We start from the raw sequence: 23,904 nt of genomic DNA, 5'->3' as shown, positions 1-23,904 counted from the left end.
GTTGCATGACTTGACATGAATCAACCTCAAACCAATCTTCTCCATAGGAATGCGACAAAAGCCTTTCATCATCTAGATACGATTACTGCGCTATTTGTGGCAGTGCTGCTGATTTCTAATGTGACTTCTACAAAAATTTTAATCGCTGGACCTTTCACTTTTGATGGCGGCACTTTGTTGTTTCCCATCAGCTATATTTTTGGCGACATACTAACGGAAGTTTATGGTTATCGGCGATCGCGCAAGGTGATTTGGTTGGGGTTTATCTCAGCAATACTCATGTCTTTCACCTTTATTTTGGTTGGGGTATTGCCACCCGCACCAGAGTGGCAATATCAATCAGCCTATGACCAAATCTTAGGATTTACGCCTCGAATTGTGACGGCTAGTTTGATTGCTTACTTTGCTGGAGAGTTTTCAAACTCGTTTATTTTGGCAAAGTTAAAAGTATTCACTCGCGGTAAATATCTTTGGGTCCGCACGGTGGGTTCTACGCTGATTGGACAGTTGATTGATACTGCAATTTTTAGCGCGATCGCGTTTGCCAATGTAATTCCAACTCCGTTACTTATCACCCTCATCCTATCCAACTATATATTCAAATGTGGTGTGGAAATCGTTTTTACACCAGTGACTTATGCGCTCACTAACTGGTTAAAACACCAAGAGCAAGAAGATTACTTTGATGTGAATACAAACTTCAACCCATTCCGAAGTGAAAGTTGAAGCCTAGGACAACCTAAAGTCAGTTCGGCGTTTATCATCGGTCATCGTTGCTGAGTGACCATTGTCGGCTATGTGCCGGTCGAGTGCCTCCCAACTTTTGTAGCCCCCACCCCAAATCCCTCTCCCAGAGCAGGGCTGATTCATTGGCAGAAGGAAAATAGGCGAGGGATATCATGAGCAACCTGTCGAATCGCCTGAGTCAAAGAGTCAAACCCATGCTGCCGGAAGAGATTAAGGGCAAAGGTTCGCACAATTGCCATATTAATCAAAGCGTGACCCTCACACAGTGGAGTCGTATCTTCTTGAAAGACCACATCTTTACACCAGTGGAGGCGATTCTCAATGTGCCAATGCTGCCGGATACGACGGGCAAACTCGGCGGCATCGGTTGCCAGCGAACTGATATAAAACACCGTCTGTGAAACGGGTATGCCTGCTCTTAGTCCGGTGCGTTCGACCCGAATCACTCGTTTAAGAGCGACCCAACTTGGGTCAATGGTGGCACTTGGCTCCAATACACACACACGGCGTTGGGTTGAGCGATTGCGCGTCCGCTCTGAGTCCACGTGACAACTGAGGGGAGACGAGTGTTCAAACTGCTGCTGGATTTGGGCTAATAATTTGGGTTGATTCCCTTTGATGGCAATTAAGTAGTGGTTCTGACTGGCTATAATTTGCTGAACTGTTTTTTTTTTGGCGTGCAGGGCATCAAAACTAAAACACACCCCTTGCAACTGAAGGTGCTCCAACAAGGTTTGTACCGTTACAATTTCACTACTCGTTTTGTTGTGCATGGATTGCACCCCAACGACCAGTCCCAGTCGAGTGCTGACCACCGACACCACACTGACAAAATCTTGATACGCCTGGTCGTAATCTCTCAGACTGACTCGGATGCTCTTGCCGTCAACGGCACAAGCGGCTTGCTCTTCCAGCTCAACCGTTTCCTGTGCCCATTGATTGAAAACCTCGGTTAACGCCTCAAAGTCCACTCGCACCAAAGCGCGGCGAATCGTCGAGTAGCAGGGTAACCGCTCATAGGGCACTTCGAGTACCCCTAACAATTGGGTTTGATGGCGCTCCACAAAGCACGCGATCGCTCGATACCCCACACACCCGCTCATCGTTGCCATCAGTACCAGCAACAAAATCACCCACAATGGATACTGGGGTTGGGTTCGATAGTCTCGTACTTGTTTGAGAGCATCAATCAGGCTCATGGCTAGCTAGGGGTGAAAGAGCATCACCCATTATCATTTTTCTACCACTGATGAACTAGCCCTGCTCTCCCAGAGCGAGCGAGAGACTTTAAATCTAATTCGCCTGCTCCACGGTGGGTAGACCGCAGGACGTGCGTAGCAGGGGCTAGGGGATGAGGGCAAACTTGCAAAACTAGGATGAGGGCAACAATTGTGCCAGTCGAACTGCGAGACCACTTAATGTAAAGATTTTTAAGCCTAAACGCACTTTATTCAATTTTTTTGCCCATTCTCAAACAACATCAGTTTTTTGCAAAATTTCATGCTTGAAAAGCTACGTTCTTAAGCCACATTAGGTCAGTTGATTGAGTGTCTATAATTGTTATCTTGAGTGAGACAGAACCCTCTAGAATTCTTTCTAAGAATGAAATAAAATTTCACGCTCTGGTGATGGCTTGATTCAAAGTGGGCTTTAATGTTACACGTGCATACACTAAATTCTTTAGGACTCTCTGGTATGGCTATTGACAAGCTACAGCCCGCGCCTCAACCCCAAGTAGGAGTTTACCTGCCTTACTATCCGCAGCAGGGCAAGCGATCGATCTTGCCCTATGCAATCAGCCTTTATCAGAAAGGCAATTTAGAGGGAGAGCGCCGCATTGAAGGCGGCGACAGCATTCCGTTTGTGGCAACCTGGAATATCTCGGCACTCCCTGCTGATTTAACCCGCTGCCGAATTCAGTTTGATAGTGAAGCTGATCTCAGCTACGAACTAATGATGGCGAATTTTGAGTTCATTGATTTCCTAATTGAGGTAATTTTGAACTTCAAGCGCATGCGACTGGCAGATTTTTCTCAAAGTTTTTACAAAAAATTGATGCGATACGAAGAGTAGGGAAGAGGTTTTGGGCATCAGGTTAAAGATGTTGCTCTACACTTCTGCCCCTACCCCTTGGACTCTACCCGGTACTATCTAGGAAAACGACCCGCGCGGTGAGGATTGTTCCGGTTGGGGGATCTGTGAGTTGTCCTATGCCGAGAAAGGTTCCGGTTTCGGTATAAATCCGAAGCGGGGCGCGGCTGGAGGTAAAGTCCTCTGGCAGATCGTAGGGGGCGATGCGTTGCCCTTGGCACCAGCGTCTGGCAAGAATGGAAGAGAGGACGATCGCCTCTAGATGCCCCAATGCTTCATCCGGCAAAACAGCTTGAAAGGTATTTTGCTGAAGCTGTTTTTCTAATTGTTCTAGGGTGAGGCTATTTTCCAAGTCAAAACCGCTGCTTTGGGTGCGAATCAGGTTCACCAGAGTCCCGAAGGTGTGTAAAGCCATGCCTAGATCACGGGCGATCGCCCGGATATAGGTGCCGCCACCACAAATAATATCAATCTCCAACTCCGGAAACTCTCCTGGCTGCCAGTTTACGATTTTGATCTCTGTCACTTCCACGGTGCGAGTTGGCACTTCTACGATTTTTCCCGATCGCGCCAAGTCGTAAAGCCGTTTGCCATCCACCTGAATCGCGCTATAAATCGGTGGTACTTGCTGAATCGTGCCCTCGAACTGCTGGAGCGCGTTTTTCACTTTGGCTAAATCCAGTTGTGGAACGGGCTGCTGATTGAGGATCTCGCCTTCCAAGTCATCAGTAGTGGTGGTGACCCCAAACCGAATCACGGCTCGGTATGCCTTATCTGATCGCAAAAACTGAAGTAGTCGAGTTGCCCGACCGATGGCGATCGGCAACACACCTGCTGCTAAAGGATCAAGCGTACCTGCGTGCCCAATTCGCCTGGTATTCAACAATCGCCGCAATTTAGCCACGCAGTCATGGGACGTGAACCCCACGGGCTTGTTTAAATTTAAAAAACCATCCATGTAAAAATCGGCTCAAAATCAGCTTCATACCCATTTTTATCTGCATTCGTCACCCTTCTACCTTTCTTCACAAAACCGATGCCATCAAATTACAGGCAAAATAGGAAGTCAGTGAGTGGGTAGGACAAGGCTGAACATCGAACAGGCGTTGAAGCCAAACCAGTTGAAGCCAAACCAACTGATAAGGGCAATGACCGGTTTAACCCGGAAAGCCTTTGAAACTCTGGTGCCAATGTTCATTGGGATCTATGGCGATCCTAGATGATTCATGAAAACGCGTCGTACACAAAGACTTTTAGAGAATCAAAGGTTTGATGATGGATGACGAACTCAAATAACCCCTTCACCGATGTGAATAAGTTACACAAGTGATACAACTCTCGAGTAAACCGCTTTGCCTACAACCAAACATCCTCAACTGGTTTCTGCCTGGTTCTTTGGCAGCAAACCGAGGCAAGTAATAGCCCACTTTGACTCTTCTAGCTTGTCTTCTGGTGTTGCTCGTCATCGGTACTTCAATCCGCTGGTTAGTTTTGCCCCAGACATAGTCACACAGATCTCTCTCACAACAGATGACTACATCCTCAAAGAAGATCACTAACTCACGTCTGACGATCTATTACCGATGATGCTCCGGCTAACCTGTGATTTCCTGTTTTTGCTCTACCAATTCAAGGTCTGCTTTGGGATTGCGCTTCTGAGTCTTTTTCCAACTAATTCCAGCCTTGTAAAACAACTCGTAATAGATTTTCTTGAATGTAAACACAACGTCATACACCTCTTCAAGATGCTGTTGAAGTTCACTCAGGTTCCAGTAGTTCTTTTCCTCAAGCCAAGCGAGTTATTCCATACACAGATTTACCATTCCAGCTATAGTCCTGATCAAAAACTATCCTACCTCTATCCTTTTTTACGAATGATTTAGGATTGCTATAGTCGCAATTACTGTCAGATTATCTTTGCTCAGTCGCCACTCTAGAAATGCTCAAATCGATGGAACACCAGGCGTAATTTCAGGCGGCATATCAGGTACGGGAATTAGGGTAGGTTCTGGCTGTGGATCTGGCATTGGGTAGGGACTGGGAGAATCCGGCGTTGGAGTTGGAACAGGAGTAGGATAATCCGGGGTGGGAAGATCGGGATAGGTCGTTGGATCTGGAGGAGCAATAAGAGTAGTGTGATTTAGATTAGTCATGAGTTAAGTCTCCTATTTGAATTTATTAAAATTGCGATCGCAACTGCTTTTGAATTTCCAAACAACATCAAGATATGACTAGAAACATATAAATCTACAAAGCAATTTGTAAGCTAGTAACTTAAAAAGCAGATTATTTACATTGCTTTTAGACTATAAGTTAAACCTAATAATATATTCACATAAAACAGAAAGTAGCTTCTCCCACTTTAGACAGATTAATAATCTCTTTTCATTTGGTCACATAAGTAAAGCATCGTTAGAACTCAGTTTCTTAATTGCTTAAATCAACACAGCGTGGAGTTATTAAAATGACATCAGATAACCCTGACATAGGGGAACAGGCTTTAAGTAAGGTAGCTGAGATAGGAATAGCAAACCAGCTAGATAACGTAGACGATCTGAATATTGATATTCGTACAAATCCAGGCAAATTACTTCAGGGAGAGGTAGACTCAGTAGCTATTAGTGGAAAAGGAATGGTCATGAAGCAAGACCTGCGAATGGAATCACTAGAAGTCCAAACAGCTAAAGTTTCGCTCAATCCTTTTAGCGCTTTTCTTGGCACTATCAAACTAGATCAGCCTGCTGATGCCGAGGCTCAAATTGTTTTAACAGAAGAAGATCTCAATCGCGCTCTGGCATCAGATTATATCGTGCGCAAGCTTAAAGACTTAAAGTTGCAACTTGATCAGCAGTCTCACACATTTGAATTACATCGGGCAACGATTCGTTTACTTGATGAGGGAATTATATCTGTGGATATTGATTTTTTGCTGCAAGAGTCTAACGAAACTAAATCTTTCGCTGCATCAGTCATCCCAAAAATGAAGACAGATGGTCAGAAAATCGATTTAGAAATTTTATCGGTGCAAGGACAGGGATTAAATCCAGAACTTGGCATAGCTATTTTAAATCAGATTACAACTCTGTTAGATTTAAGCAACTTTGATGTTCCAGGAATAAATTTTTGGCTACAAAAATTTGAAATTCAAGCAGGAAAAATGATTATCCACGCAAAAACTAAAATTGAGAAAATACCAAACTTCTAAACCTAATCATACAAAAAGGGCACCTCGCGATAGGTGCCCTTTTTATGTGTCATTTAGGCTATGCCTGTTCCCATAGCTCTCTTACAATATCAGGTAACCAGCTTGCTACTTCTTGAATACGTTCTTCCGATAACTCATCTTTTGTGGCAGAGAAAATTACCTTGATCACCTTATCGCGATCGACCATATGAGACATTCCAGACTCATTTGCAACTCGAAACAAAAATCGATCAGAAGTGATTTTGAAAATACCAGGTCCTTGCCAAGGTGGACGTACGCGACTTAAGAATCCAACGAGTGGATTAGTATCTTTCCACAACTCTGTAATTTCCATCTGAAGTGTTTTATCAGTAGTATCCAAAACTTCTTCATGTAATTCATCTGCTACTCTATCCGCAGCTTCTGTAGTCATCAAATCGCGCATTACCCTAAACACCACTTCAGTAATATCCCGCGCGTCATAAGGGTCAGAAAGCCCTCCGTTTACCATCACTTTTTCTAAAAAAGGACGATGTTCATCTGAAATTTCAGCATCGATAGGGCGTTTAACTGCCTGAGCTAGATTCGCTGCTTCTACTTCAGTTGGATCATTTGGAATTTCAGTCTTATCACTTTGATTTACATTGTCTTCTAACATTCTATGGCTCCTTGCAAAACAAAATAATTTGCTCTTTGAGTATTTAGATTTAACGGTGAAACACACTACAAATCTTCAGTCAAAAGAAAGATTAATAACGCGATCGCTCTCAGTTTGCAACTTAAAAGAAATTCCTTATCCTAAGACTTCAATTAAAAAAGCTTAGAATAAGGAAACTCAAAACACATCTCTTAAAATGCAAAATTCCACTTGAGAAAAAGCTACTTCAGGCTTTTTTCTTGTGCCCTTTCATGGGCAAATTCTTTAAGCCGTGAAACGACATTATATGCATCTGAACCAGGGTCTGAGTTTGTTGCCACACCATCTATAGAGCCATCTACCTTTAACCAAGCTTCCAAGCCGCCTTTCAAGATGGCAACTTTTTGGAATCCGGCTGCATGTAAAGCACTAGCAGCAGCAGCAGATTCTTCCTCATTGCTACCATAGACATAGATGTCACGTTTCTGCTGCAAAGTATTCTGCACTGCACCTGGCAAGATAGATAAGGGCGTATTCATAGCACCCAGAATGCGGCAGTCATCAAATGCATCGCGATCGCGTACATCCAAAATTGTCAGACCAGGCTCCCCCCAATTCAAGCGAGACTTTAGCTCATGAACACTAACCACGTTTCCAGAAACGGAACCAGCAGGTGTTGAAAATGGAAGTTTTTCATTGAATGTTTCTTTTGCCTTTTCAAGAGTGTTTTCTTCGCGCTCATGAGCTGCTTGAAAGGTTTCTTGAATGTTGTTTCCTGCATCTTCTATCATGTTGTTGACTCCTTTATGGGATTCGCTGCCTGTATTTGCTCGATTAATCTTTAATACTTTAATCAGTCTAAATACATTAGTTAGAGTGTACAAACAATAAAAACTAGAAGCCTCCCTCTTCAGAGATAAGCTTGAGCGTCAAAGGTTTTACCTGAAAAGAAGTGAACTTAAAATGGAGTAAGAATATTGTTTTTAGTGAACTAAGTAGAGTAACCCTTTAACGATTCAACTAGTAAATCTATCCTCTTAAAGATAGATTTACTAGTTAAAAAGATCAAATCAAAGACGTGGTTTTAGCACGTCTTTATAAACTCAGATGACTAGCTTATTTATTCACTAGTATTGTGTTACCACAAACCTGGGACAGACCCTGAACCGCTACCTGAACTACCACTTGAATTATTTGTAGTGCCACTTGGACTGCCACTGGAATTATTCGTAGTACCATTCATTTCAGTAGTAGAATTGACACCACCATCTGGGCTGGAGTTTGTGCCTCCATTCATTTGAGTATTTTGGCTAGAACCACTGCCGCTACCACCTGTGTTTTGACTATTCAGTCTGCTACCACCCAAGTTTGAATCAGCACTGCCGCCACTTGTAGAAGGAGTCGTAGTACCACTTGAATTATTCATGGTGCCATTCATTTCAGTAGTAGAATTTATACCACTGCCACCTGTATTTGGACTGGTGCGTCTGCTGCCGCCCACGTTTAAATCAGTGTTTCCACCACCTGTAGAAGGACTCATAGAATCTTGAGTGCCACTAGGAGAGATGCTATTAGTGGGGCTACTGCTACGAGGTGTGGTGTAAGTGCCTCTACCAGGATAATTTGAGTTAGGAGCAGTTAGATTGTCATTTTGAGTAGAATCCCGTCTAATAGTTGCAGGATTCTGCCTCAATGTAGATGGGTTCTCAGAGTCAATAGGATTGACAGTGTTTTGTTGCTGTGACCCACCTGTTTGTGATGAATTAGCGGGTGATTGTTGAGAGTTAGCGGCTTCTGGTTGAAACAGTACAAATGATGAACATGCTGCTAGAACCCCAACACTAATAAATCGAGTCAAGCTGAGCAGATCGTTTTTTGAGTTGAGCTTAGTTTTCATGCCTATCTCCTAAATTTGTAAAATCATGACGGCTTTATCAGTTTGGTTAGGTATCTTTATTTGTCTAAATAACCGTTTGAAAAAGCCGTAGATTTATATGGTGTGACTTTCGAGTTAAGCAAGTAGCTGGTCAGCTTTTCTTTGCCTGAGAAAGTTCATACTTCAAATGTAGATTGTGTTTACTAATACTGTGTCTATCGTTAGAAAGGTTAAAAGGTATCAAAAGAGATACATCGATTTGAGGTCCTAGAGAAGTGCGTAAGAGTTCCTTAAAACTAAGCGTACTAGTATTTAGATATTCTAAAAAATTATGCATATACTCTTATAAAAATAAGAAAATCAGAAATATAGTATCTATCGGCTTAATGATTTTATTTTTCAGGAGGTCAGTTAAACTTATTGAGAATAAAGCCTTCTGTCAAAACACAGCTTTGATTTCACTATCGACAGAAAGCGCGTTAGGGAATCATGTACTAACCACAAAAAAGTCGTCTAAGCAACATTGAGAGGTAAATGGAGAAATGACAAATAGCACCGATAATCAATTCTTAAACAACCCCGACGAACCCACCGCCGAACAAACCCTGCAAGAACAAGAGACTGAGGACTTACCTCAAGAGATGACCGAATCTTATGGTACAGGAGTTCATGATCAGCCCGAATTTAGTGATACATTGCGCGATCGCCTACAAGATTCTAATGATGATTCAATGCTAACAAGTATCGATGCTGATGCTGTTGGTGACGAGGAAGTTGGAGGCACTGCGCCAGCGCCTGATATGGATATTGTGGATGAACTAGGCGCGGCTGTCGGTTTAGAAATGGACGACAGAGCATTTTTAAGAACCACTGAGATCCTTGAAGGACGAGATGATCGCCGTTGGGAACTTGACCCAGAAGCATCCGAGGATTACAGCGATCGCTCTTCTAATCAGTAGAGAGTTAATACTAGAGTTGTTGAGAAATAGCTTGTAGTTCAGTTAAAATTCTGACTTCCCTAGTTTCTAAAGTAGTTTTCCTATGGTTTGGGTTTCAACCCTAGGATTAGGGGATGTTAGATAGGGGTTGCCTGCTATCTCTGAATGAGTCCTCAATCCCACTGCATTTATGGGCGGGAGTGGAGCAGATATCGTGTATGTGAATAAGTATCAGGGAGTCGATCTGGCTGCTGGGCGTAATCGACGATCGCGGAGGCTATTTCCTGAGAATATTAGCGATATCAGCCAAAAGAGAAGCCAAAAAAGAGAGATGGAAACCGCAGTATGGCATCGAGTGACCGCCTGATTATTTTCACCCGCTATCCTGAAGCTGGCAAAGCGAAAACCCGTCTAATTCCCGCCCTAGGAGCCGAGGGAGCCGCTGCGCTACATCGCCAAATGGCAGACCATACTTTATTGCAAGTGCAGGCACTTCAGTTGCAGCATCCACTCTGTATCGAAGTGCGCTTTGCCGGCGGCGATCGGGATTTGATGCAACGATGGTTGGGAACTGACTTGATGTATACCGTGCAGGGTGAAGGTGATTTGGGCGATCGCATGGCGCGAGCGTTTCAGACTGCATTTAACGCTAACGTTGACCGTGCGCTCATCATTGGCACCGATTGTCCCGATTTGAATGCGTCCCTATTAGAGCAAGCCTTTTGTGAACTTCAGCAGCATGATCTTGTTTTGGGTCCCGCTAGCGATGGTGGTTACTATCTGATCGGGTTACGCCGCTGGATTCCGCAACTGTTTAGCAGTATTGCCTGGAGTACGGCAAGTGTTTTGGAACAAACCCTAGCGATCGCGGCGGAACTTAATCTATCCGCCGCACTGCTGCCCATCCTTTCAGATGTAGACTATCCCGCCGACTTGGAAATTTGGGAACGGATTGCAGCAGATCGAAGGCAACAAAAATGAAATTTATAAAATAATTCGCTCAATGGTTGGAGGTTCACTATAATGCGTGCGATCGCGCTTTTGATTTGGCGGGTCATTAAAACTGTTGCGATCGTCCATGACTTTTATCTCTTTTCCCTACGTTTTATTTCTGCTGAGCCTGGTTGTGATCTATTGGTTGCTCGACCAACCGCGATCTCGACTCTGGGTATTGTTGATTGCCAGCTTAATTTTCTACGCCTCGTTTCAGGTGTATTACATTCCGCTGCTGTTGACAGCCACCTGGATTAACTTTTATTTGGGGCGATCGCTATCCACTCCCCCCGATTGGCGAAATGACGATTGGCAATTTACCCAGCAAGATTGGAATCGCAAGCGGCTCAAACTTCTGTGGTTTGGAATTGGACTCAATGTGCTGCTGCTTTTCAGCTTTAAATACATTCCTTTCACGCTGAATGCGATCGCAGAAGTATTTGGCTGGACGACAACAAAAGAGGTTGCTCAGTGGGCAAGTAGTGCCCTAATTGCCCCCATCGGCATCAGCTTTTTTTGCTTTGAATGTATCGCCTACCTGGTGGATGTGTATCGGGGTGCGCCTGCCGCTCAGCAATGGCTGAAGTTTTCTGCCTACAAGCTGTTCTTTGCCAAGCTGCTGTCGGGTCCCATCACCCGCTATCACATCATGACCGGGCAGATGCAACAGACCCGCCCAACCCTCGATCGCAGTGCCGAAGGGCTATGGTTGATTGCCTGTGGTGCCGTCAAAAAAGGGTTGCTGGCGGACAATATCGGCGTGTTAGTCGATCTCAGCTTTCAAAACTTGCAGCGGGCAGGCAGCGGCGATTTATGGCTGGCAACGATTGCCTACGGCTTACAGTTGTACCTTGACTTTAGCGGCTATGTAGATATGGCGCGGGGTTCGGCAATCTTACTCAGCTTCAACCTGCCGCAAAACTTCGACTTTCCCTATCTCACAAGCAGCATTGCAGACTTTTGGCGGCGCTGGCACATGACCCTCGGCGACTGGCTCAGAAACTATCTCTACTTTCCCCTAGGCGGCTCTCGTCAAGGGCTGTTTCGCACCTGCATAAACTTGATGATTGTGATGGCGATCGCCGGAATTTGGCATGGTGCCGCTTGGGGGTTCGTCGTCTGGGGTTTGCTGCATGGAGTCGGCTTGGTCATCCATCGACTCACAGATGCGCTATCTAATCGGATGCCCTGGCTAAAATATTTTTGGCAGCAGCCCTACGGAATTCTGGTCGCGTGGCTGCTCACTCAATCCATGGTTACGGTGTGCTGGATCTTCTTCCGTCTACCAAACCTGAAGGATTCTTGGGTCGTGATTCAGCGTTTGTGGGGTCATGCTGCCGATGCCCAGTTCACTCAAAAGGTTTATGTGGAAGCGATCGGACTCCAACCTATACAAATTGCTTTATTGTTAGCCGCCATCGTCGCGTTGATGGCGATCGCCTACTTCTGCGATCGTGTCCTCAAGCTACAACTCAACTGGAACGTTAAGCTCATGCTTGTGCCAGTGTGCCTTTTTACCGTCTGGCTGCTTGCTCCCCAAGGCGCACTCCCCTACATCTACTTCGACTTTTAAAGCAGAGGTCAGGTTCTAGGGGTTAGGGGTCACAGTTTTCTCACCATCTGAAACCCGAAACCCGAAACCTCGCATTCTCCCTCACTCCTGCGGATGCCGCTCTAACCAGTCGTCAATATCTGCCAACACTTGATCTGGAATTTCCCAGGGAAACAGGTGTGCCGTATTGGGATAGCAGCGCCATTCTGCGTTTGTCAGTTGTCGCATAGTTTCCTGACTGGCGGCAGCGGTGATATGGCGATCGTACTCTCCAGCCAGCACCAAACTGGGGCATTGAATCTGCGGTAAATCTGGCACGCGATTGTAGCCTTGTCGAATCGCACTAAACAAGGCGCGGGTTGATCGCCGTGAGGTGCGGAGGTAGGCAGGCACGGCGGCTTGGGCGAGATATTCGTAAGTCTCAGGCGTATGAGTTTGTACTAAGTAACGAAACAGCGATCGCTGTCCAAAGGTGTCGATATTCCATTGCCAACCGGGATGGAGCCAATTTACAATGCCCGCAACCCCGGTATACAGATTATCTTGCCAGGTAATCGGAGGGTGATCGCCCCAAGGACGCGCCGCTGAAGCAATCAGAATCAGACCACTGACGCGATCGGGCGATCGCAGTGCCAGTTCCATTGCCAAAATGCCGCCCAGTGACCAGCCTAAAACCAGATATTTTTCAATGTGTAGGTGATCCAATAACGTGTCTAAATCAGCGAGATGATCGGTCATGGCAAAATCAGCAGCAGTTTGGCTGTTGCCATAGCCCCGCAAATCTGGGGCGATCGTTTTGTACCGTTGAGATAGGTGCTGGGTAAAGACAGACATGCTGCTGCCCCTGCCGGGATGCCCATGCAGGCAAAGGATGGGAAAGCCTTGCCCTTCAACTAAAACTTGTAAATCCATTGCTGATTCATGCGTTACGGCTGCGCCTCATCCATCCTACGGTTAAATTTACGGTGTAGGTTGGGCGATCGAGTCTGAGTATTATTGCAAGCGTTTTCAAAGGCATCAGGGGCTATACTCAAGCCATTTACGAACGCGATCGCGTTTCCAATTTACAACCGCGATCGCCTAGGAGGGATAGACATAAGGGCGATCGCGTTAGCCAGTGATTAAGGAACACAACTTGTCTACAATCTGTCTATGAGTTTCTAAAGACAACTCACCCAACTGACGCTGAATCATTGAGTCGCGTAGAGTGATTAGATGGTTCAGTCTTATCGTGGAAGTTTTTTTCAGTCCACTGATTGCAAAGTCAGAGTCGGTGATATCCAAGATGAGATCGCTAGCAAGGGGTTGAGCGGGAATGCGGCTAGTAGTCAGTGCCAGAATAACATGGCAATGTTCTCCAATAGAATCGGTTAGAGCGTAAGCGGGACGAATTTTGCTATTGGATAAATCGTCATAAGGAAACTCGACCAACACCACATTACGCTTCATGACTAATTGGTTTGCCATCTTCTAGTGTGTAGATGTCTTCTTCAGGATCGTTGAGAAGATCGATCGCCGAGGTTTTGATGGCTGACAAAGACCATTCTTCAATTTCGTTCACATCAGGAAAAATCAATATTCCTCTAAATCGAGTTAATTTCGCAGTTGCAAGCGGTTGATCTAACTCGACATTGCCCTGTTCGTTAACGCTGCCTGTGACTTCGATGGCTTTCATACGCTTGACGATCGCTCAACTGCTTCTAACCTATCATCTCATTTTCGCGATCGCCCCTGCATAATTTTTCAAGCGATCGCGCTTTCTCTTTACAACAGCGATCGCCCCTTTCTTTAACAACCGCGATCTCTCTCTAAAAACTGGCTCACCTGCGATCGCGCTTTTCTGCACAACGGCGATCTCTCGACATAATTGGCTCACCTGCGATCGCCTTAAGCTAATAGATTAGGTTCATCTTAATATTTAAGTGCCTCATCTCCCAGAAATCTCGTCTGTCAGATAAACCTTAACTTGGGTTGATCAGGCAATATTATCAAACTGGATGTCTAGGTTTAGAGCGGAAGAAAATAAAATAGAACAGCGTTGCATAAATAATAAAAATGAGAAGATTCAGCACTGGTATAGTTTCGCTTGTTCGCTTCAAAATGGTTGGGAACTGAATCTTGTCACTGCCAACCCCCAAAATAGAAAGGGAGTAAAGGGAATCTCCAATACTTGATCCAATGAGCAGTTCTAGCCTGTTGTCTTTCAGAACAATCCAGGCGAGAAACATGAACTGTAAAACTATGGCAAACCAACTGATCGGAGTTTTATGGGTGCCTGAAAAGAAAAACGTTGTACCGAGAAGTAAACCGTAGAGTGTTGCTAACCTCGCTGGCTTTTGCACCACTAGCCCCAAGCCCTGAAGCCAGTATGCACGTAAGAAACAATGAATTAAAGATATAAAGATCGCCAATAAAAAAGAGAATGGTAGGGCAATCAACCACTCTGAAGCATTAAAGGAAACTGTGTATCGAGATGGCATTGTCAAATAGAAAGTCAGCGTCCTTACTAACGAAAACCCAAAACTGACAGCAAAACCTTGAATGACTCTTGCGATTGAAAAAGAGTGATTCTCTAAACCTAGCAAGGTTTGCCATCGTCGCCGATGTATATACTCAAGCACGAATACCATCGTCACTAAAAACAGGATTGCAAACAAACCTATGATGAAAAAATAGCTGAACTGAAAGCCAAAAAATCGGCTGTAAAGAAATTGCTCAACTCCATTTTTCGAGGCTAGTGTTTGTCGTAAGGGCGGATAGAAGATTGATGCGATGAGCAAAATAACTACAATCGGGATACACATCGCGACAATCGCGACAATAGGGATTAAAAATACTAGGACAGTTCCCAATAGATAGCGCTGCCAGCTATTTTTTCCTTGCCGTGCTGCTGCTAAAAACGGTGAGTCTGAAGTCATCTTCTTGCCCTCTAAAGTGCATCGCCCAAATCTTTTACACCACTTTCGCCACTGCTTTTAGCTCAAAGATTTTTTCCAGTACTTCTTCTACTACTTTGTCAGGAGTCGATGCGCCGGAGGTAATCCCGATCGCGATCTTGCCCTTGGGTAACCAGTTTTCAGCCACTTCCAAATCGCGATGCAGGGGTTTGTGTTCTACTCGGTTTCCCGCACCAATGCGGCTAGCGCTATCAATGTGATAAGACGGAATGCCGCGATCGACGGCGATTTCTTGCAGATGAGTGGTGTTGGAAGAGTTGTAGCCGCCGATCACCACCATCAGATCCAACTTGTCTTCTACCAGCCCCAACATGGCATCCTGACGCTCTTGAGTGGCATCGCAAATAGTGTTAAAGCTGAGAAAGTGATTATTGAGTTGATCGGGACCATACTTTCGCATCATGGTATGTTCCAACAACTTGCCGATTTGCTCGGTTTCACCCTTGAGCATGGTGGTTTGGTTGGCAATGCCCACACGCTCTAAGTCGCGATCGGGATCAAACCCAACCGAATGCGATCGGCTAAACTTAGCGAGAAACTCAGCAGAATCGCCGCCGTTGAGAATGTAATTGGCGACATATTCCGCTTCTTGCAGGTTCAGCACAATCAGATAAGTGCCTGCAAACGAACTAGTTGCAACAGTTTCTTCGTGATTATATTTGCCGTGAATGATTGAGGTATGGCTAGCTTTCTTGTGTTTTTCCACGGTGTTCCACACCTTAGAAACCCAGGGGCAAGTGGTGTCTACAATCTTGCAGCCTTTCTCATTCAAAAGCTGCATCTCTTGGACGCTGGCTCCAAAAGCTGGCAAAATCACCACATCGCCGCTGTCCACTACTGAAAAGCTTTTTTCGCCATTGACCACCTCGATAAAACCCACGTTCATGTCGCGCAATCGCTGATTAACTGAGGGGTTATGAATAATTTCGTTGGTGATCCAAATGCGCTCAGTCGGAAAGTGAGTCCGGGTTTCATACGCCATTGCCACGGCGCGTTCCACTCCCCAGCAAAATCCAAAGGCTTCTGCCAAATGAATCGTCACTTCGCCTCGCTGGAGGCTATAGCCATTATCCCGAATCTGCTGAATTAAGTTGCTTTGATACTCGTTCTGCATCTGCCCAGACACTTCGGCTTCATGCCCAAAGCCTTTGCGATGATAATTGTCTGAATTGTTGAGCGATCGCTTAAACGCTTTAGTATCCATCAACCCTTAGCCTCACGGTGATTCATTCCTAGCTTTGATTTTCCCTCATCTTAGCCCTGTCTGATCCTGATAAGCCTAATCTGTTAAGAAGTAGACCGATGAACGGGCATAGGCAGCTTTTACAAAAAAACTTCGCTATAATATCACGCAAATGGCGTTGAAGACTGAGCTTGTTAATCTTCAAAAGATTGTGGAGCGTCGCTTTCCTGTTCGTATTTTTGATTTTTTCAGAAAAGTAACAACGACCCACATCGGCAATCTCTGGTGGCTATCGCTAGTAACCCTACATTAACTTTGACCCATCGTTAGGCTCCCCATCGCTCATGCACTCTGATCGTTATAGCTTGCCGGATCAGCCCACTATTTTAGGATTTGATCCCGGTCGCTTGAAGTGTGGCATTGCGGTAATGGGGGTTGATCGAGTTGTGAAATATCACCAGGTAGTAAGTGCAGCAGACGCGATCGCCGAGATTGAAACGCTGCGCCAAACGTTTCCCGTTTCTTTGCTGGTGATGGGAAACCAAACCTCGTCTAAAGATTGGAAGTTGAAGCTGTCAGAGAATTTGATTGATCCCTTGCGGATCGTCATGGTCGATGAGCGAAATAGTAGCTTAGAAGCTCGCGATCGCTATTGGCAAATGTATCCACCTAGCGGGGTTCTGAGTCTAGTTCCGCAGTCTTTACGCAGCATCCCGCGCCCTGTGGATGATATCGTGGCGATTCTATTAATCGAGCGATACTTAGAACAACTCGTAGGATAGTCGTAGATGACCATAATTGATAGTCCCCTTAGCGACAATAGTTGCCCGCAGTTTTGTCATCGGCTAAATTGAGTCAGCGATCGCGACCAAAAACCTCGTTCAATCATTCTAATGGTTCCTCTAGCCAAAACTCAGGCGTTCAAACAATGGCTTCCTCTAGTTAGCGATCGCTGGATGGTTAGCCAACGCTACGATCTGTTTTTTTTCATTGGAAGCTGTGTTTTTACCCTACTTTTTTGGGGGCTTTATCAAGTTGCTGATCAGTTTCATTTCTTCCTACAAGGCGACTCTATTCTAATTACTTACTTTGTATTTTCAGCCTTATTAGATCATCCTCATATTTTTCAAACTTTTTCGCGTACCCATGGCGATCGCGTTGAGTTTCAGCGCCATAAAACAATTCATACCGTGGGGCTTGGAGGCTTAATTGCAGTGGGGTTTCTGCTCACGGGTTTCAAGTTGGAAGCTGAACTGATTGTGTTTGCGGCTTTTTTTGGCAGCTATCACATCATTCGCCAACATTACGGGTTTTTAAAGGCTTATAAAAACCTCAACCACGATAGAAACCGCCTAGATGATTGGCTAGATTTTGGCACTTTTTATAGTGGAATGTTTGCTTGCTTTTTCAATGATTACTCTGGCATTGAGTCGCCTATTGTAATTTATAAAGATTTTCAGTGCAACTTTCCCAATATTCCCTCTATTTTTGTCGAGATCACTTGGGCGATCTTCCTCAGTTTTCTTACCTTGTTTCTGCTGCGGCAACTGGTGCGCTGGGGTCGTAAAGAGCCACTCAATCTCCCTAAGCTTTTGTTGATGCTGGCGGTGTTATCGACTCACTACTTCATTTTCTTTATGACTGCCACTCCGTTTTTAGTGGCAGAAGCGCTAGAAACTGCCTACCACGATGTGCAATATCACGGTTGGATGATGCATTATCAAACCCAACAGTTTCCTACAGTGAAGCACATTGCCCTTAAAGGGTTTGCGATCGCGCTCCTCTATGGCTTGATTGTTGGGTGGATTGAGCTAAAAGGACTGCTTTATCAAGATGTGTGGCTGTGGCTGTTCATGCCTTTCACCATGATCGTTATTTACCATTACTTCGTCGATGGCATCATCTGGAAATTTAACAGCCAGCCCGAACTGCGCCCCATGCTGTTTGCGGCTACAGCGACGGAAGGGAAAACCCAGACAAAAATAGCCTCATAGCAACACCCAAAATGCCGAACAGCGCCTGCCCAAAATCAGGTTTTCCTTTATCGATTTTGTCTTCAGGGATGGGAGTTTCAAACAGTAGGGCAATTTTGGTCGCAGCCGCAGCGTTGGTAGAGTCACCCTGAGCTTTAAATAGGCGTTCAGCTTCACGAGCATCTGCGATCGCCCGTTTGCGATCGCCCGTCCGCATTCGCGCCGCACTGCGACCCAAGTAAGCCGGGGCAAATTCAGCTTGACGCGCAATCACCTGAGTATAGTTTTGAATGGCACTGATATAGTTTTGCCGCTGCTCATCTTCCAATGCCCAGCGATAGAAATCGTCTATCGTTCCGACCGAAGCGGCAAGCCCTACGGCTCCTTGCAAATAGGCTCCTTCGGTAATCGCCCCCGTCACCGATGCTCCAGTCAAATAGGCTTTCCGCAGGTCTGCCCCAGCCAAATTTGCACCATCCAATCTTGCCCCGGTTAAATTTGCACCATTGAGCGAGGCTCCAGCCAAATTTGCACCCCGCAGATCGGCTCCTTGCAGATTGGACTGACTCAAATTTGCCCCCACTAAGTTCGCTTGATTTAAATTCGCTCCAGATAAATCGGCAAAGATGAACCCAGATCGGCTCAGATCACACCGAGGGCACTGCTTGGTTGCCAAAAGCTGACGGCTGTGTTCTAAGTTTTCTGCCTGAGCCGGGAAGGAGATGCCCAGCACGGTCACTAGCGCCGTAGTCATCAAGGTGGAGGATTTCATGGGCGATCGCCAATTAGTATGCTTGAAGCTATTTAAGCTCAAGTTACTAACTTTGCAACACCCTGTCCTTAACCTTTACATTGATAATTGAACGACTCACTTAACGATCGCGCTTCAAGCGTCATCATGTGGGTTGATCCGGTCAAGTTAATCAGAATGCTTTTGTTGAATCATGCAACGCAAACAAAAATTTCCTTATCTAGTCGGTTCTAAGTGGACAGCCCATGCCCAAGTGTATGGCTGGCGACATTTTCAAGTGACCAATCGAAAAAATCAGGGAATCTGGGTATTTGCGGAAATGGTGGCTTCCTGTGACCCTAAAGTGCGATTTTGGCTGAATGCCAAGTTGTTGAAGGATGAGAGGCTTTGGCAAGCGGGATGGAGATCGCTTCAAGAACAGTCAGATATTGCAACTCAACTCTCACAAAAAAGTTAATCCCTAAGACTCACTCACCCAAGAGATAAAGTCACAAGATTGAGGAGGTGGGTATTAGAGATTGGGGGGAAGGGAATCTTCGTTGGGTCGCGCTGATTGCTCTGGATCGATGGAGGTCAAGTCTAGTTTATTAGATTCCATTGCTGGGTTTTCTAGCCGATGGATGCGAATTTGGTGCAAGCGGGGACCTTCGGCAGTGACGACAGTAAATTCGTAGCCTTCAAAGTGTAGGGATTCGCCCGATGCTGGAATGCGCTGTAGATTATACAGAACAAATCCTGCGAGGGTTTGGTAATCATCGGTGAGCGGCAGTTCTAAGCTGAGCAAGTCGTTGACTTCTTCTAAGTTCATCTGCGCTTGCACTAGAAAAGTTTGATCATCCAGAATTTGGATGGTGGCTTCTTCAATATTATCGGTTTCAACCGTGTCTCCCAGGATTGCCCCAATCACATCGGCGATCGTGGCTAACCCTGCGGTGCCGCCAAATTCATCCACTGCCATTACCATGGGCTGACGCGATCGCTGCATTAATGGCAATAGCTCACTCAACAGCATATATTCAGGAATAAACCGCGCTGGACGAACCCACAGGCTAATGGATTGATCCAAAAAATGGGGATTTTGCGACAGCGGTTCTGCCAGTTCTTTAAAGTTAATAATGCCGCGAATATCGTCTAAAGATTCCCCAATGACTGGATAGCGAGAGTAACCTGATTCTGCCACTTCTTCTAAAAAGGTTTTGAGTGTGGCAGTGTGAGAAATTGCGGCGATGCTAGTTCGGGGCACCATCACTTCTGCGGTGGAGACTTCGCCAAACTCAAATACATTACGCAACAGTTCTCGCTCTTCTGCTTCTAATCCTGTGGATTCGTTAGAGGTGATGATCAACTGTAATTCTTCTGAACTGACCTGGTTATACCAGCCTTGCCCTGCGGCATATTGAATTCCTACTAGTTTCAGCAGTAGCCGAGTAGACTGATTTAGAATCCAAATAAATGGGTTAAAAATACGGGCGATCGCCAGACTGGGGGGTCCTAAAACTCGCGATATTTCTTCGGGATACAGAAGTGCCACTGATTTAGGGCAAAGCTCACCTAATACGATTTGCAAATAGGCAATGCTCAGAAAAGTCAGCGGCAGCGCCAGAGAGTGGGCGATGGGCGCTTGTAGGGTTAAGGGCATTGGCAGTTGCCTTAGCCCATTTTCTACTAAGCCCACCATGGCAGTTTCCCCAATCCAGCCCAGTGCCAAACTCGCCAAAGTAATCCCTAGCTGGGTAGTAGAAAGCAAGCGCTCGATACTGCGCTGCAAATTTTGCACCGTTTTTGCGGGAATATCTCCTGCGCTAACGAGTTGATTAATCCGCGATCGCCGTACAGAAACAATCGAAAACTCTGCTGTGACGAAGAAAGCATTAATTGCAATCAGCAGAAAAACAGACAGCAAGCGTACAGCAATCTCCGACCATGCCAAACTTTCAGACGGTGGTGCAGCCATTGCTTAAATGCCTCCCCAAATGATCAGCGTTGAGGCACTTGTGATTGCCATAGTTCAATAAGATTAAGATGCCCTTAGCAGAAAGCATAGTAGCCTTTTATCGCATCACCGGAATATTAGTCGCTTCTAGCTGCACTTTCTGGTCAGGATAATCTGACAGCGACAATGACAACTTTTCTGCCTTATCAACCGATGCCACTGGCAACCGAATGATGCCTGCATACACCTGATTATCGGCAGCCAACTCAGACGGCAGCCCTTCTGTATTGGCGCTTAGGGTTCTCCCCTGGTTATCTTTGACTTCCAAGAAACTGTATAAAAATTTGATAGGTGCTTTACTAGCATTCCGCAATGCAACCGCCATGATGAAAGAATCACCCTGTTGCTGAATAGAACGAATTTCTAAAGTGACATCTTCACTCTCTACAGTAAACGGAAACTTTGCTTGAGCAACGGCCGCATTTGTCGCCTCTCCAGAGACAGGTTTTGCTGCTACCGCCGCCGTTTTACCACCGCCAATACGGGTTTTAACGTTGGCAATAATTTTATCTTCTGGCAAAATCAACACCTCATCTTTCCGAGGAAGATCGCCTTTACGATTTGCCAAATTGTTGGGTCGGGTGTCTGGTTGGGTAATGCCTTTGAGGGCTTCACGCCCAAGATTGGTGCCCGCGATGCCGCTAAAAACTCCAGCAATGAGCATAGACATCAGCAACAGTAGGGTAAGTCCGAGGGTTGAATTCCATTTCATGGGTATGTAGAATATCGCGAAAAAGCCGATTAAATAGTTCAATCAAAAGCTCTCGCAATTTCACAAATTATCAAAAAATTGACATCGAGAGAAGATTGCCGCAATCATGCCATAGATCGCCAACTTCTGAAAGAAATCTATAAATAAATCAGCCTATAGACCCGTTAGCTAGTCGTTTAATGCTAACAGTTCAAAAGCAGAACGAGATCCTGCCGGACAGAAAATGGTGTTGGAAACACGGCTAGGATTATCAGGAACAGTGGGTGCAACCTTGGAGGGTTCTTGGGTTTCACAAAGCTGAGATAAGGTCACCGTTCCTGACTGTCTTAAATTAACAACATAGACAACCCCGGTATAGCTGCGAAGTTTAGGATTTTTAGACGTTGCTATAACCGCAACCCCTTTGAATTTATTGGGCTTTAAGATAATTCGGTAGCTATAGTTTTTGGTGTTGATTGTGTCTTCTGCATCCAAGGCACCAAATGAACTGGCGAAGGCGTTTTTTTCTAAAAAGTAAGTTTGTTGCCTGAAAAGAGCCGAGCTAACTGAATTTTTAGCTTGGCTTTCTACCATTGAATTGTCCAATGCTGAACTGGAGCTTTTGGGGGATGTTTCTGTGGAACATCCTATTAGTGATGATGCAGCGATCGCTACAAGTAGTGCAAATTGAGTTTTATATGAAGTCATCGCTGGTATGAGAAGAAAACTACGCACTAAATCTAAATCGATGCACCTGCGATGAGTCTTTGTACTCGAACGTATCAAAGACTCATCAAACCAAACCAAACTTAACATTGACTTGAGTTTGCCTAGCTCAAGAAAATTTTGATGGTGAGAAGAACGGGTTAAAAATACTTACTCTTCAGATTTCTATCTCTCACTCTACACAACGGCTTGTGTATTTCCCGCAAAACTTGATGAAGCTGGTGTGCAAGATCCATGAGAGTGCTTAGCAAGAAACTTAACAAAAGGCAGATGGAAGCTGTAACTCATGCCAAACCCTTGCAGGGATGAGATCCGCCGTAATTGAGGTAGTCTCGCGCCTCAACGTTACCGAACAAAATTGGGGGGAAACCCTCTCTAATACGGGGGCTTTTCCCCTCACCGCTGTATCTCTTCAAGCGCGACTATAAGGCTATTCGCACTGTTGGTTTCCCCTATGGATTACGTTTACTTTTTAGCCAACACTAGCTTGACCTTAAGAGTGGTTGAGTTTCTGCACAAGGGTTATTTGCCAGTGCGCTTTATGAGTGTGATTCATCAAATTGATGGCTGGCTCATTCGAGTTAAGCTGAGCCAAGATTTAGAGCCTCACCAGCATGGCGATTTCCAAGCGTTTATGAATGAATTGGGCATCCCTCATGAACCCAACATTCGGATTCAAATGGCAATGTGGGGTTTAGAAACGGGTCAATCGCCTGTCGCAGTGATGCAACGCTATCAAGTGGCAGTGGTTTCTCATGGCACCCCCGATCGCAAAGAAATTGAAGAGTTCCGCACTCAGTTTGTTCGCGGTTTAGGCTATTGTCCAGAAACCTTAGCGTAGTTGAGTCATGAATCAAGTTTTACTCATATTTTTTTGTGGGATCATTGGGCTGAGCGCTATCGCCTGTGCCCCCAGTGCCAATCCACCCCGCGCCACTCCCGAATCTTCCAGCCCAGCGCCCCAAGAATCTTCATCACCCACAACTCAGGTAAAGCCACCCCAAGAAGAGCCATCCTCAAAGCCCTGATGCGAAGTTCTGGGAAGCTTAGTGCAGACTGCAAGGAATAACTGGAGTGTGAGCAAACAGCGCCAGATCATTCAAAGCCGTGAGCGGTTAGCTGATAAGTCTAAACTCCAGCCTTCAGAATGAGTAGGAATCTGACAGAATAAAGGAGTATTCATAGAAGCGGTCGGATTGAGTAGCTCACCTTAAACCAGTGGTGAAATTTAAGCTCAGAGATCGCCCTTTTTCCAATCCATCCGATTGCAGGAAAGCAGCATGGACAATAACAATTGGCTCACCCAGATTCTAATGCTAGGAGTAGGCACAACCTCTTTAGTGGCAGATAAGATCCGCGAAGTTAGCGATGATCTTGTCAAAGATGGCAAACTGAACCCTGACCAAGCAAAAGAAGTGATGGATGATTTGTTGCAGACGCTTAAAAGTGAGCAAGGCAACCTTGAAACCCAAATGCAGCGGCAACTTCGGAATGTTTTGCAAGATATCGGAGTTCCTCGTCAGTCGGAAATGGATGAACTACGCGGTCGGATTGATCGACTTGAGCGCCAAATTCGTGACCTAGAAAACCGCCTTTGGCGTTAAGGAGGCAT

31 protein-coding genes and 1 pseudogene are annotated in these 23,904 nt (G+C 45.5%); 15 read left to right on the top strand and 17 right to left on the bottom strand.

Going from position 1 to position 23,904, the window contains the following annotated elements; translation table 11 throughout:
- Positions 1–15: 15 nt before the first annotated feature.
- Entirely contained in the window at positions 16–726 is a 711-nt protein-coding gene (locus AC1S5B_RS13510) for a queuosine precursor transporter (protein WP_482036191.1), read from the top strand.
- 140 nt (positions 727–866) lie between these two features.
- Here AC1S5B_RS13510 and AC1S5B_RS13505 read toward each other — a convergent pair whose 3' ends face one another.
- Positions 867–1,946, bottom strand: a complete 1,080-nt coding sequence (locus AC1S5B_RS13505; protein WP_482033858.1) for an ISAs1 family transposase — start codon at positions 1,944–1,946, stop codon at positions 867–869.
- Between the two features lie 496 nt (positions 1,947–2,442).
- Between AC1S5B_RS13505 and ebsA the strand changes: the two genes are divergently transcribed.
- Positions 2,443–2,820: a type IV pilus biogenesis protein EbsA gene (gene ebsA, locus AC1S5B_RS13500; RefSeq protein ID WP_482036190.1), complete on the top strand. Its 378-nt coding sequence runs from the start codon at positions 2,443–2,445 to the stop codon at positions 2,818–2,820.
- 64 nt (positions 2,821–2,884) lie between these two features.
- Here ebsA and truB read toward each other — a convergent pair whose 3' ends face one another.
- The gene (gene truB / locus AC1S5B_RS13495; RefSeq protein WP_482036189.1) at positions 2,885–3,796 is read right to left on the bottom strand and encodes a tRNA pseudouridine(55) synthase TruB; all 912 of its coding nucleotides are present in this window, start codon (positions 3,794–3,796) and stop codon (positions 2,885–2,887) included.
- A 394-nt stretch (positions 3,797–4,190) separates the two neighbouring features.
- Here truB and AC1S5B_RS13490 point away from each other — a divergent pair, with 394 nt between their 5' ends.
- Positions 4,191–4,397, top strand: coding sequence for a hypothetical protein (locus tag AC1S5B_RS13490; RefSeq protein WP_482036188.1), 207 nt, complete (start codon positions 4,191–4,193; stop codon positions 4,395–4,397).
- Positions 4,398–4,433: 36 nt separating this feature from the next.
- On the opposite strand, the pseudogene AC1S5B_RS13485 reads toward AC1S5B_RS13490, so the two are convergent.
- Positions 4,434–4,610: pseudogene (locus tag AC1S5B_RS13485) on the bottom strand (helix-turn-helix domain-containing protein); the annotation flags it as partial.
- A gap of 171 nt (positions 4,611–4,781) precedes the next feature.
- Positions 4,782–4,991 (bottom strand): hypothetical protein, encoded by a 210-nt coding sequence (locus AC1S5B_RS13480; protein WP_482036187.1) that lies wholly within the window; start codon positions 4,989–4,991, stop codon positions 4,782–4,784.
- A 311-nt stretch (positions 4,992–5,302) separates the two neighbouring features.
- On the opposite strand from AC1S5B_RS13480, the gene AC1S5B_RS13475 reads away from it, so the two are divergent.
- Complete coding sequence (locus tag AC1S5B_RS13475) at positions 5,303–6,043, top strand: LmeA family phospholipid-binding protein (RefSeq protein ID WP_482036186.1); 741 nt, start codon at positions 5,303–5,305, stop codon at positions 6,041–6,043.
- Positions 6,044–6,101: 58 nt separating this feature from the next.
- Here AC1S5B_RS13475 and AC1S5B_RS13470 read toward each other — a convergent pair whose 3' ends face one another.
- From AC1S5B_RS13470 to AC1S5B_RS13460, 3 genes are all read right to left on the bottom strand, one after another.
- Positions 6,102–6,680 (bottom strand): DUF2267 domain-containing protein, encoded by a 579-nt coding sequence (locus AC1S5B_RS13470; protein WP_482036185.1) that lies wholly within the window; start codon positions 6,678–6,680, stop codon positions 6,102–6,104.
- Positions 6,681–6,901: 221 nt separating this feature from the next.
- Complete coding sequence (locus AC1S5B_RS13465; protein ID WP_482036184.1) at positions 6,902–7,450, bottom strand: rhodanese-like domain-containing protein; 549 nt, start codon at positions 7,448–7,450, stop codon at positions 6,902–6,904.
- 347 nt (positions 7,451–7,797) lie between these two features.
- Positions 7,798–8,556, bottom strand: coding sequence for a hypothetical protein (locus AC1S5B_RS13460; RefSeq protein WP_482036183.1), 759 nt, complete (start codon positions 8,554–8,556; stop codon positions 7,798–7,800).
- Between the two features lie 521 nt (positions 8,557–9,077).
- Here AC1S5B_RS13460 and AC1S5B_RS13455 point away from each other — a divergent pair.
- The 4 genes from AC1S5B_RS13455 to AC1S5B_RS13440 all read left to right on the top strand — a co-directional run bounded on the left by AC1S5B_RS13455 (position 9,078) and on the right by AC1S5B_RS13440 (position 12,039).
- The gene (locus tag AC1S5B_RS13455; protein WP_482036182.1) at positions 9,078–9,494 is read left to right on the top strand and encodes a DUF6335 family protein; all 417 of its coding nucleotides are present in this window, start codon (positions 9,078–9,080) and stop codon (positions 9,492–9,494) included.
- Positions 9,495–9,663: 169 nt separating this feature from the next.
- Positions 9,664–9,840, top strand: coding sequence for a hypothetical protein (locus tag AC1S5B_RS13450; RefSeq protein WP_482036181.1), 177 nt, complete (start codon positions 9,664–9,666; stop codon positions 9,838–9,840).
- The gene (locus AC1S5B_RS13445; protein ID WP_482036180.1) at positions 9,819–10,454 is read left to right on the top strand and encodes a TIGR04282 family arsenosugar biosynthesis glycosyltransferase; all 636 of its coding nucleotides are present in this window, start codon (positions 9,819–9,821) and stop codon (positions 10,452–10,454) included. Before AC1S5B_RS13450 ends, AC1S5B_RS13445 begins: the two co-directional genes overlap by 22 nt.
- A 97-nt stretch (positions 10,455–10,551) precedes the next feature.
- On the top strand, positions 10,552–12,039 hold the full coding sequence (locus AC1S5B_RS13440) for an MBOAT family O-acyltransferase (protein WP_482036179.1): 1,488 nt from the start codon (positions 10,552–10,554) through the stop codon (positions 12,037–12,039).
- 81 nt (positions 12,040–12,120) lie between these two features.
- On the opposite strand, the gene AC1S5B_RS13435 is transcribed toward AC1S5B_RS13440, so the two are convergent.
- Entirely contained in the window at positions 12,121–12,930 is an 810-nt protein-coding gene (locus tag AC1S5B_RS13435) for an alpha/beta fold hydrolase (RefSeq protein WP_482036178.1), read from the bottom strand.
- A gap of 84 nt (positions 12,931–13,014) precedes the next feature.
- On the opposite strand from AC1S5B_RS13435, the gene AC1S5B_RS13430 reads away from it, so the two are divergent.
- Positions 13,015–13,143, top strand: a complete 129-nt coding sequence (locus AC1S5B_RS13430) for a hypothetical protein (RefSeq protein WP_482036177.1) — start codon at positions 13,015–13,017, stop codon at positions 13,141–13,143.
- On the opposite strand, the gene AC1S5B_RS13425 is transcribed toward AC1S5B_RS13430, so the two are convergent.
- From AC1S5B_RS13425 to AC1S5B_RS13405, 5 genes are all read right to left on the bottom strand, one after another.
- Entirely contained in the window at positions 13,129–13,485 is a 357-nt protein-coding gene (locus AC1S5B_RS13425; protein WP_482036176.1) for a type II toxin-antitoxin system PemK/MazF family toxin, read from the bottom strand. The two genes, AC1S5B_RS13430 and AC1S5B_RS13425, sit on opposite strands and share 15 nt — an antisense overlap.
- Complete coding sequence (locus AC1S5B_RS13420) at positions 13,457–13,693, bottom strand: hypothetical protein (RefSeq protein ID WP_482036175.1); 237 nt, start codon at positions 13,691–13,693, stop codon at positions 13,457–13,459. Before AC1S5B_RS13420 ends, AC1S5B_RS13425 begins: the two co-directional genes overlap by 29 nt.
- A 33-nt stretch (positions 13,694–13,726) precedes the next feature.
- Positions 13,727–13,894, bottom strand: a complete 168-nt coding sequence (locus tag AC1S5B_RS13415) for a hypothetical protein (RefSeq protein ID WP_482036174.1) — start codon at positions 13,892–13,894, stop codon at positions 13,727–13,729.
- Between the two features lie 112 nt (positions 13,895–14,006).
- Positions 14,007–14,936 (bottom strand): hypothetical protein, encoded by a 930-nt coding sequence (locus AC1S5B_RS13410; protein ID WP_482036173.1) that lies wholly within the window; start codon positions 14,934–14,936, stop codon positions 14,007–14,009.
- 34 nt (positions 14,937–14,970) lie between these two features.
- On the bottom strand, positions 14,971–16,179 hold the full coding sequence (locus tag AC1S5B_RS13405) for a 4-hydroxy-3-methylbut-2-enyl diphosphate reductase (RefSeq protein WP_482036172.1): 1,209 nt from the start codon (positions 16,177–16,179) through the stop codon (positions 14,971–14,973).
- Between the two features lie 323 nt (positions 16,180–16,502).
- Here AC1S5B_RS13405 and AC1S5B_RS13400 point away from each other — a divergent pair, with 323 nt between their 5' ends.
- Entirely contained in the window at positions 16,503–16,940 is a 438-nt protein-coding gene (locus AC1S5B_RS13400; RefSeq protein WP_482036171.1) for a pre-16S rRNA-processing nuclease YqgF, read from the top strand.
- A 111-nt stretch (positions 16,941–17,051) separates the two neighbouring features.
- The gene (locus tag AC1S5B_RS13395) at positions 17,052–18,152 is read left to right on the top strand and encodes a hypothetical protein (RefSeq protein ID WP_482036170.1); all 1,101 of its coding nucleotides are present in this window, start codon (positions 17,052–17,054) and stop codon (positions 18,150–18,152) included.
- Here the strand turns inward: AC1S5B_RS13395 and AC1S5B_RS13390 are convergent.
- Positions 18,109–18,903, bottom strand: coding sequence for a pentapeptide repeat-containing protein (locus tag AC1S5B_RS13390; RefSeq protein ID WP_482036169.1), 795 nt, complete (start codon positions 18,901–18,903; stop codon positions 18,109–18,111). The genes AC1S5B_RS13395 and AC1S5B_RS13390 overlap by 44 nt on opposite strands.
- A 172-nt stretch (positions 18,904–19,075) precedes the next feature.
- Between AC1S5B_RS13390 and AC1S5B_RS13385 the strand changes: the two genes are divergently transcribed.
- Complete coding sequence (locus AC1S5B_RS13385) at positions 19,076–19,339, top strand: TIGR02450 family Trp-rich protein (protein WP_482036168.1); 264 nt, start codon at positions 19,076–19,078, stop codon at positions 19,337–19,339.
- Between the two features lie 54 nt (positions 19,340–19,393).
- On the opposite strand, the gene AC1S5B_RS13380 is transcribed toward AC1S5B_RS13385, so the two are convergent.
- The 3 genes from AC1S5B_RS13380 to AC1S5B_RS13370 all read right to left on the bottom strand — a co-directional run bounded on the left by AC1S5B_RS13380 (position 19,394) and on the right by AC1S5B_RS13370 (position 22,160).
- Positions 19,394–20,836, bottom strand: coding sequence for a hemolysin family protein (locus AC1S5B_RS13380; RefSeq protein WP_482036167.1), 1,443 nt, complete (start codon positions 20,834–20,836; stop codon positions 19,394–19,396).
- A 97-nt stretch (positions 20,837–20,933) separates the two neighbouring features.
- Entirely contained in the window at positions 20,934–21,587 is a 654-nt protein-coding gene (locus tag AC1S5B_RS13375) for a hypothetical protein (RefSeq protein WP_482036166.1), read from the bottom strand.
- A gap of 168 nt (positions 21,588–21,755) precedes the next feature.
- Entirely contained in the window at positions 21,756–22,160 is a 405-nt protein-coding gene (locus AC1S5B_RS13370) for a type IV pilin-like G/H family protein (RefSeq protein ID WP_482036165.1), read from the bottom strand.
- Positions 22,161–22,746: 586 nt separating this feature from the next.
- Here AC1S5B_RS13370 and AC1S5B_RS13365 point away from each other — a divergent pair.
- The 3 genes from AC1S5B_RS13365 to AC1S5B_RS13355 all read left to right on the top strand — a co-directional run bounded on the left by AC1S5B_RS13365 (position 22,747) and on the right by AC1S5B_RS13355 (position 23,896).
- Positions 22,747–23,133, top strand: a complete 387-nt coding sequence (locus tag AC1S5B_RS13365) for a hypothetical protein (protein WP_482036164.1) — start codon at positions 22,747–22,749, stop codon at positions 23,131–23,133.
- 7 nt (positions 23,134–23,140) lie between these two features.
- Complete coding sequence (locus AC1S5B_RS13360) at positions 23,141–23,320, top strand: hypothetical protein (RefSeq protein WP_482036163.1); 180 nt, start codon at positions 23,141–23,143, stop codon at positions 23,318–23,320.
- A 252-nt stretch (positions 23,321–23,572) separates the two neighbouring features.
- Positions 23,573–23,896 (top strand): phasin family protein, encoded by a 324-nt coding sequence (locus AC1S5B_RS13355; RefSeq protein ID WP_171573727.1) that lies wholly within the window; start codon positions 23,573–23,575, stop codon positions 23,894–23,896.
- Positions 23,897–23,904 lie beyond the last annotated feature (8 nt).

It is taken from the genome of Leptolyngbya sp. CALU 1928 (assembly GCF_056784215.1).
Note: the sequence above shows the minus strand (reverse complement) of the source record. Positions and strands in the feature narration are given on the sequence as shown.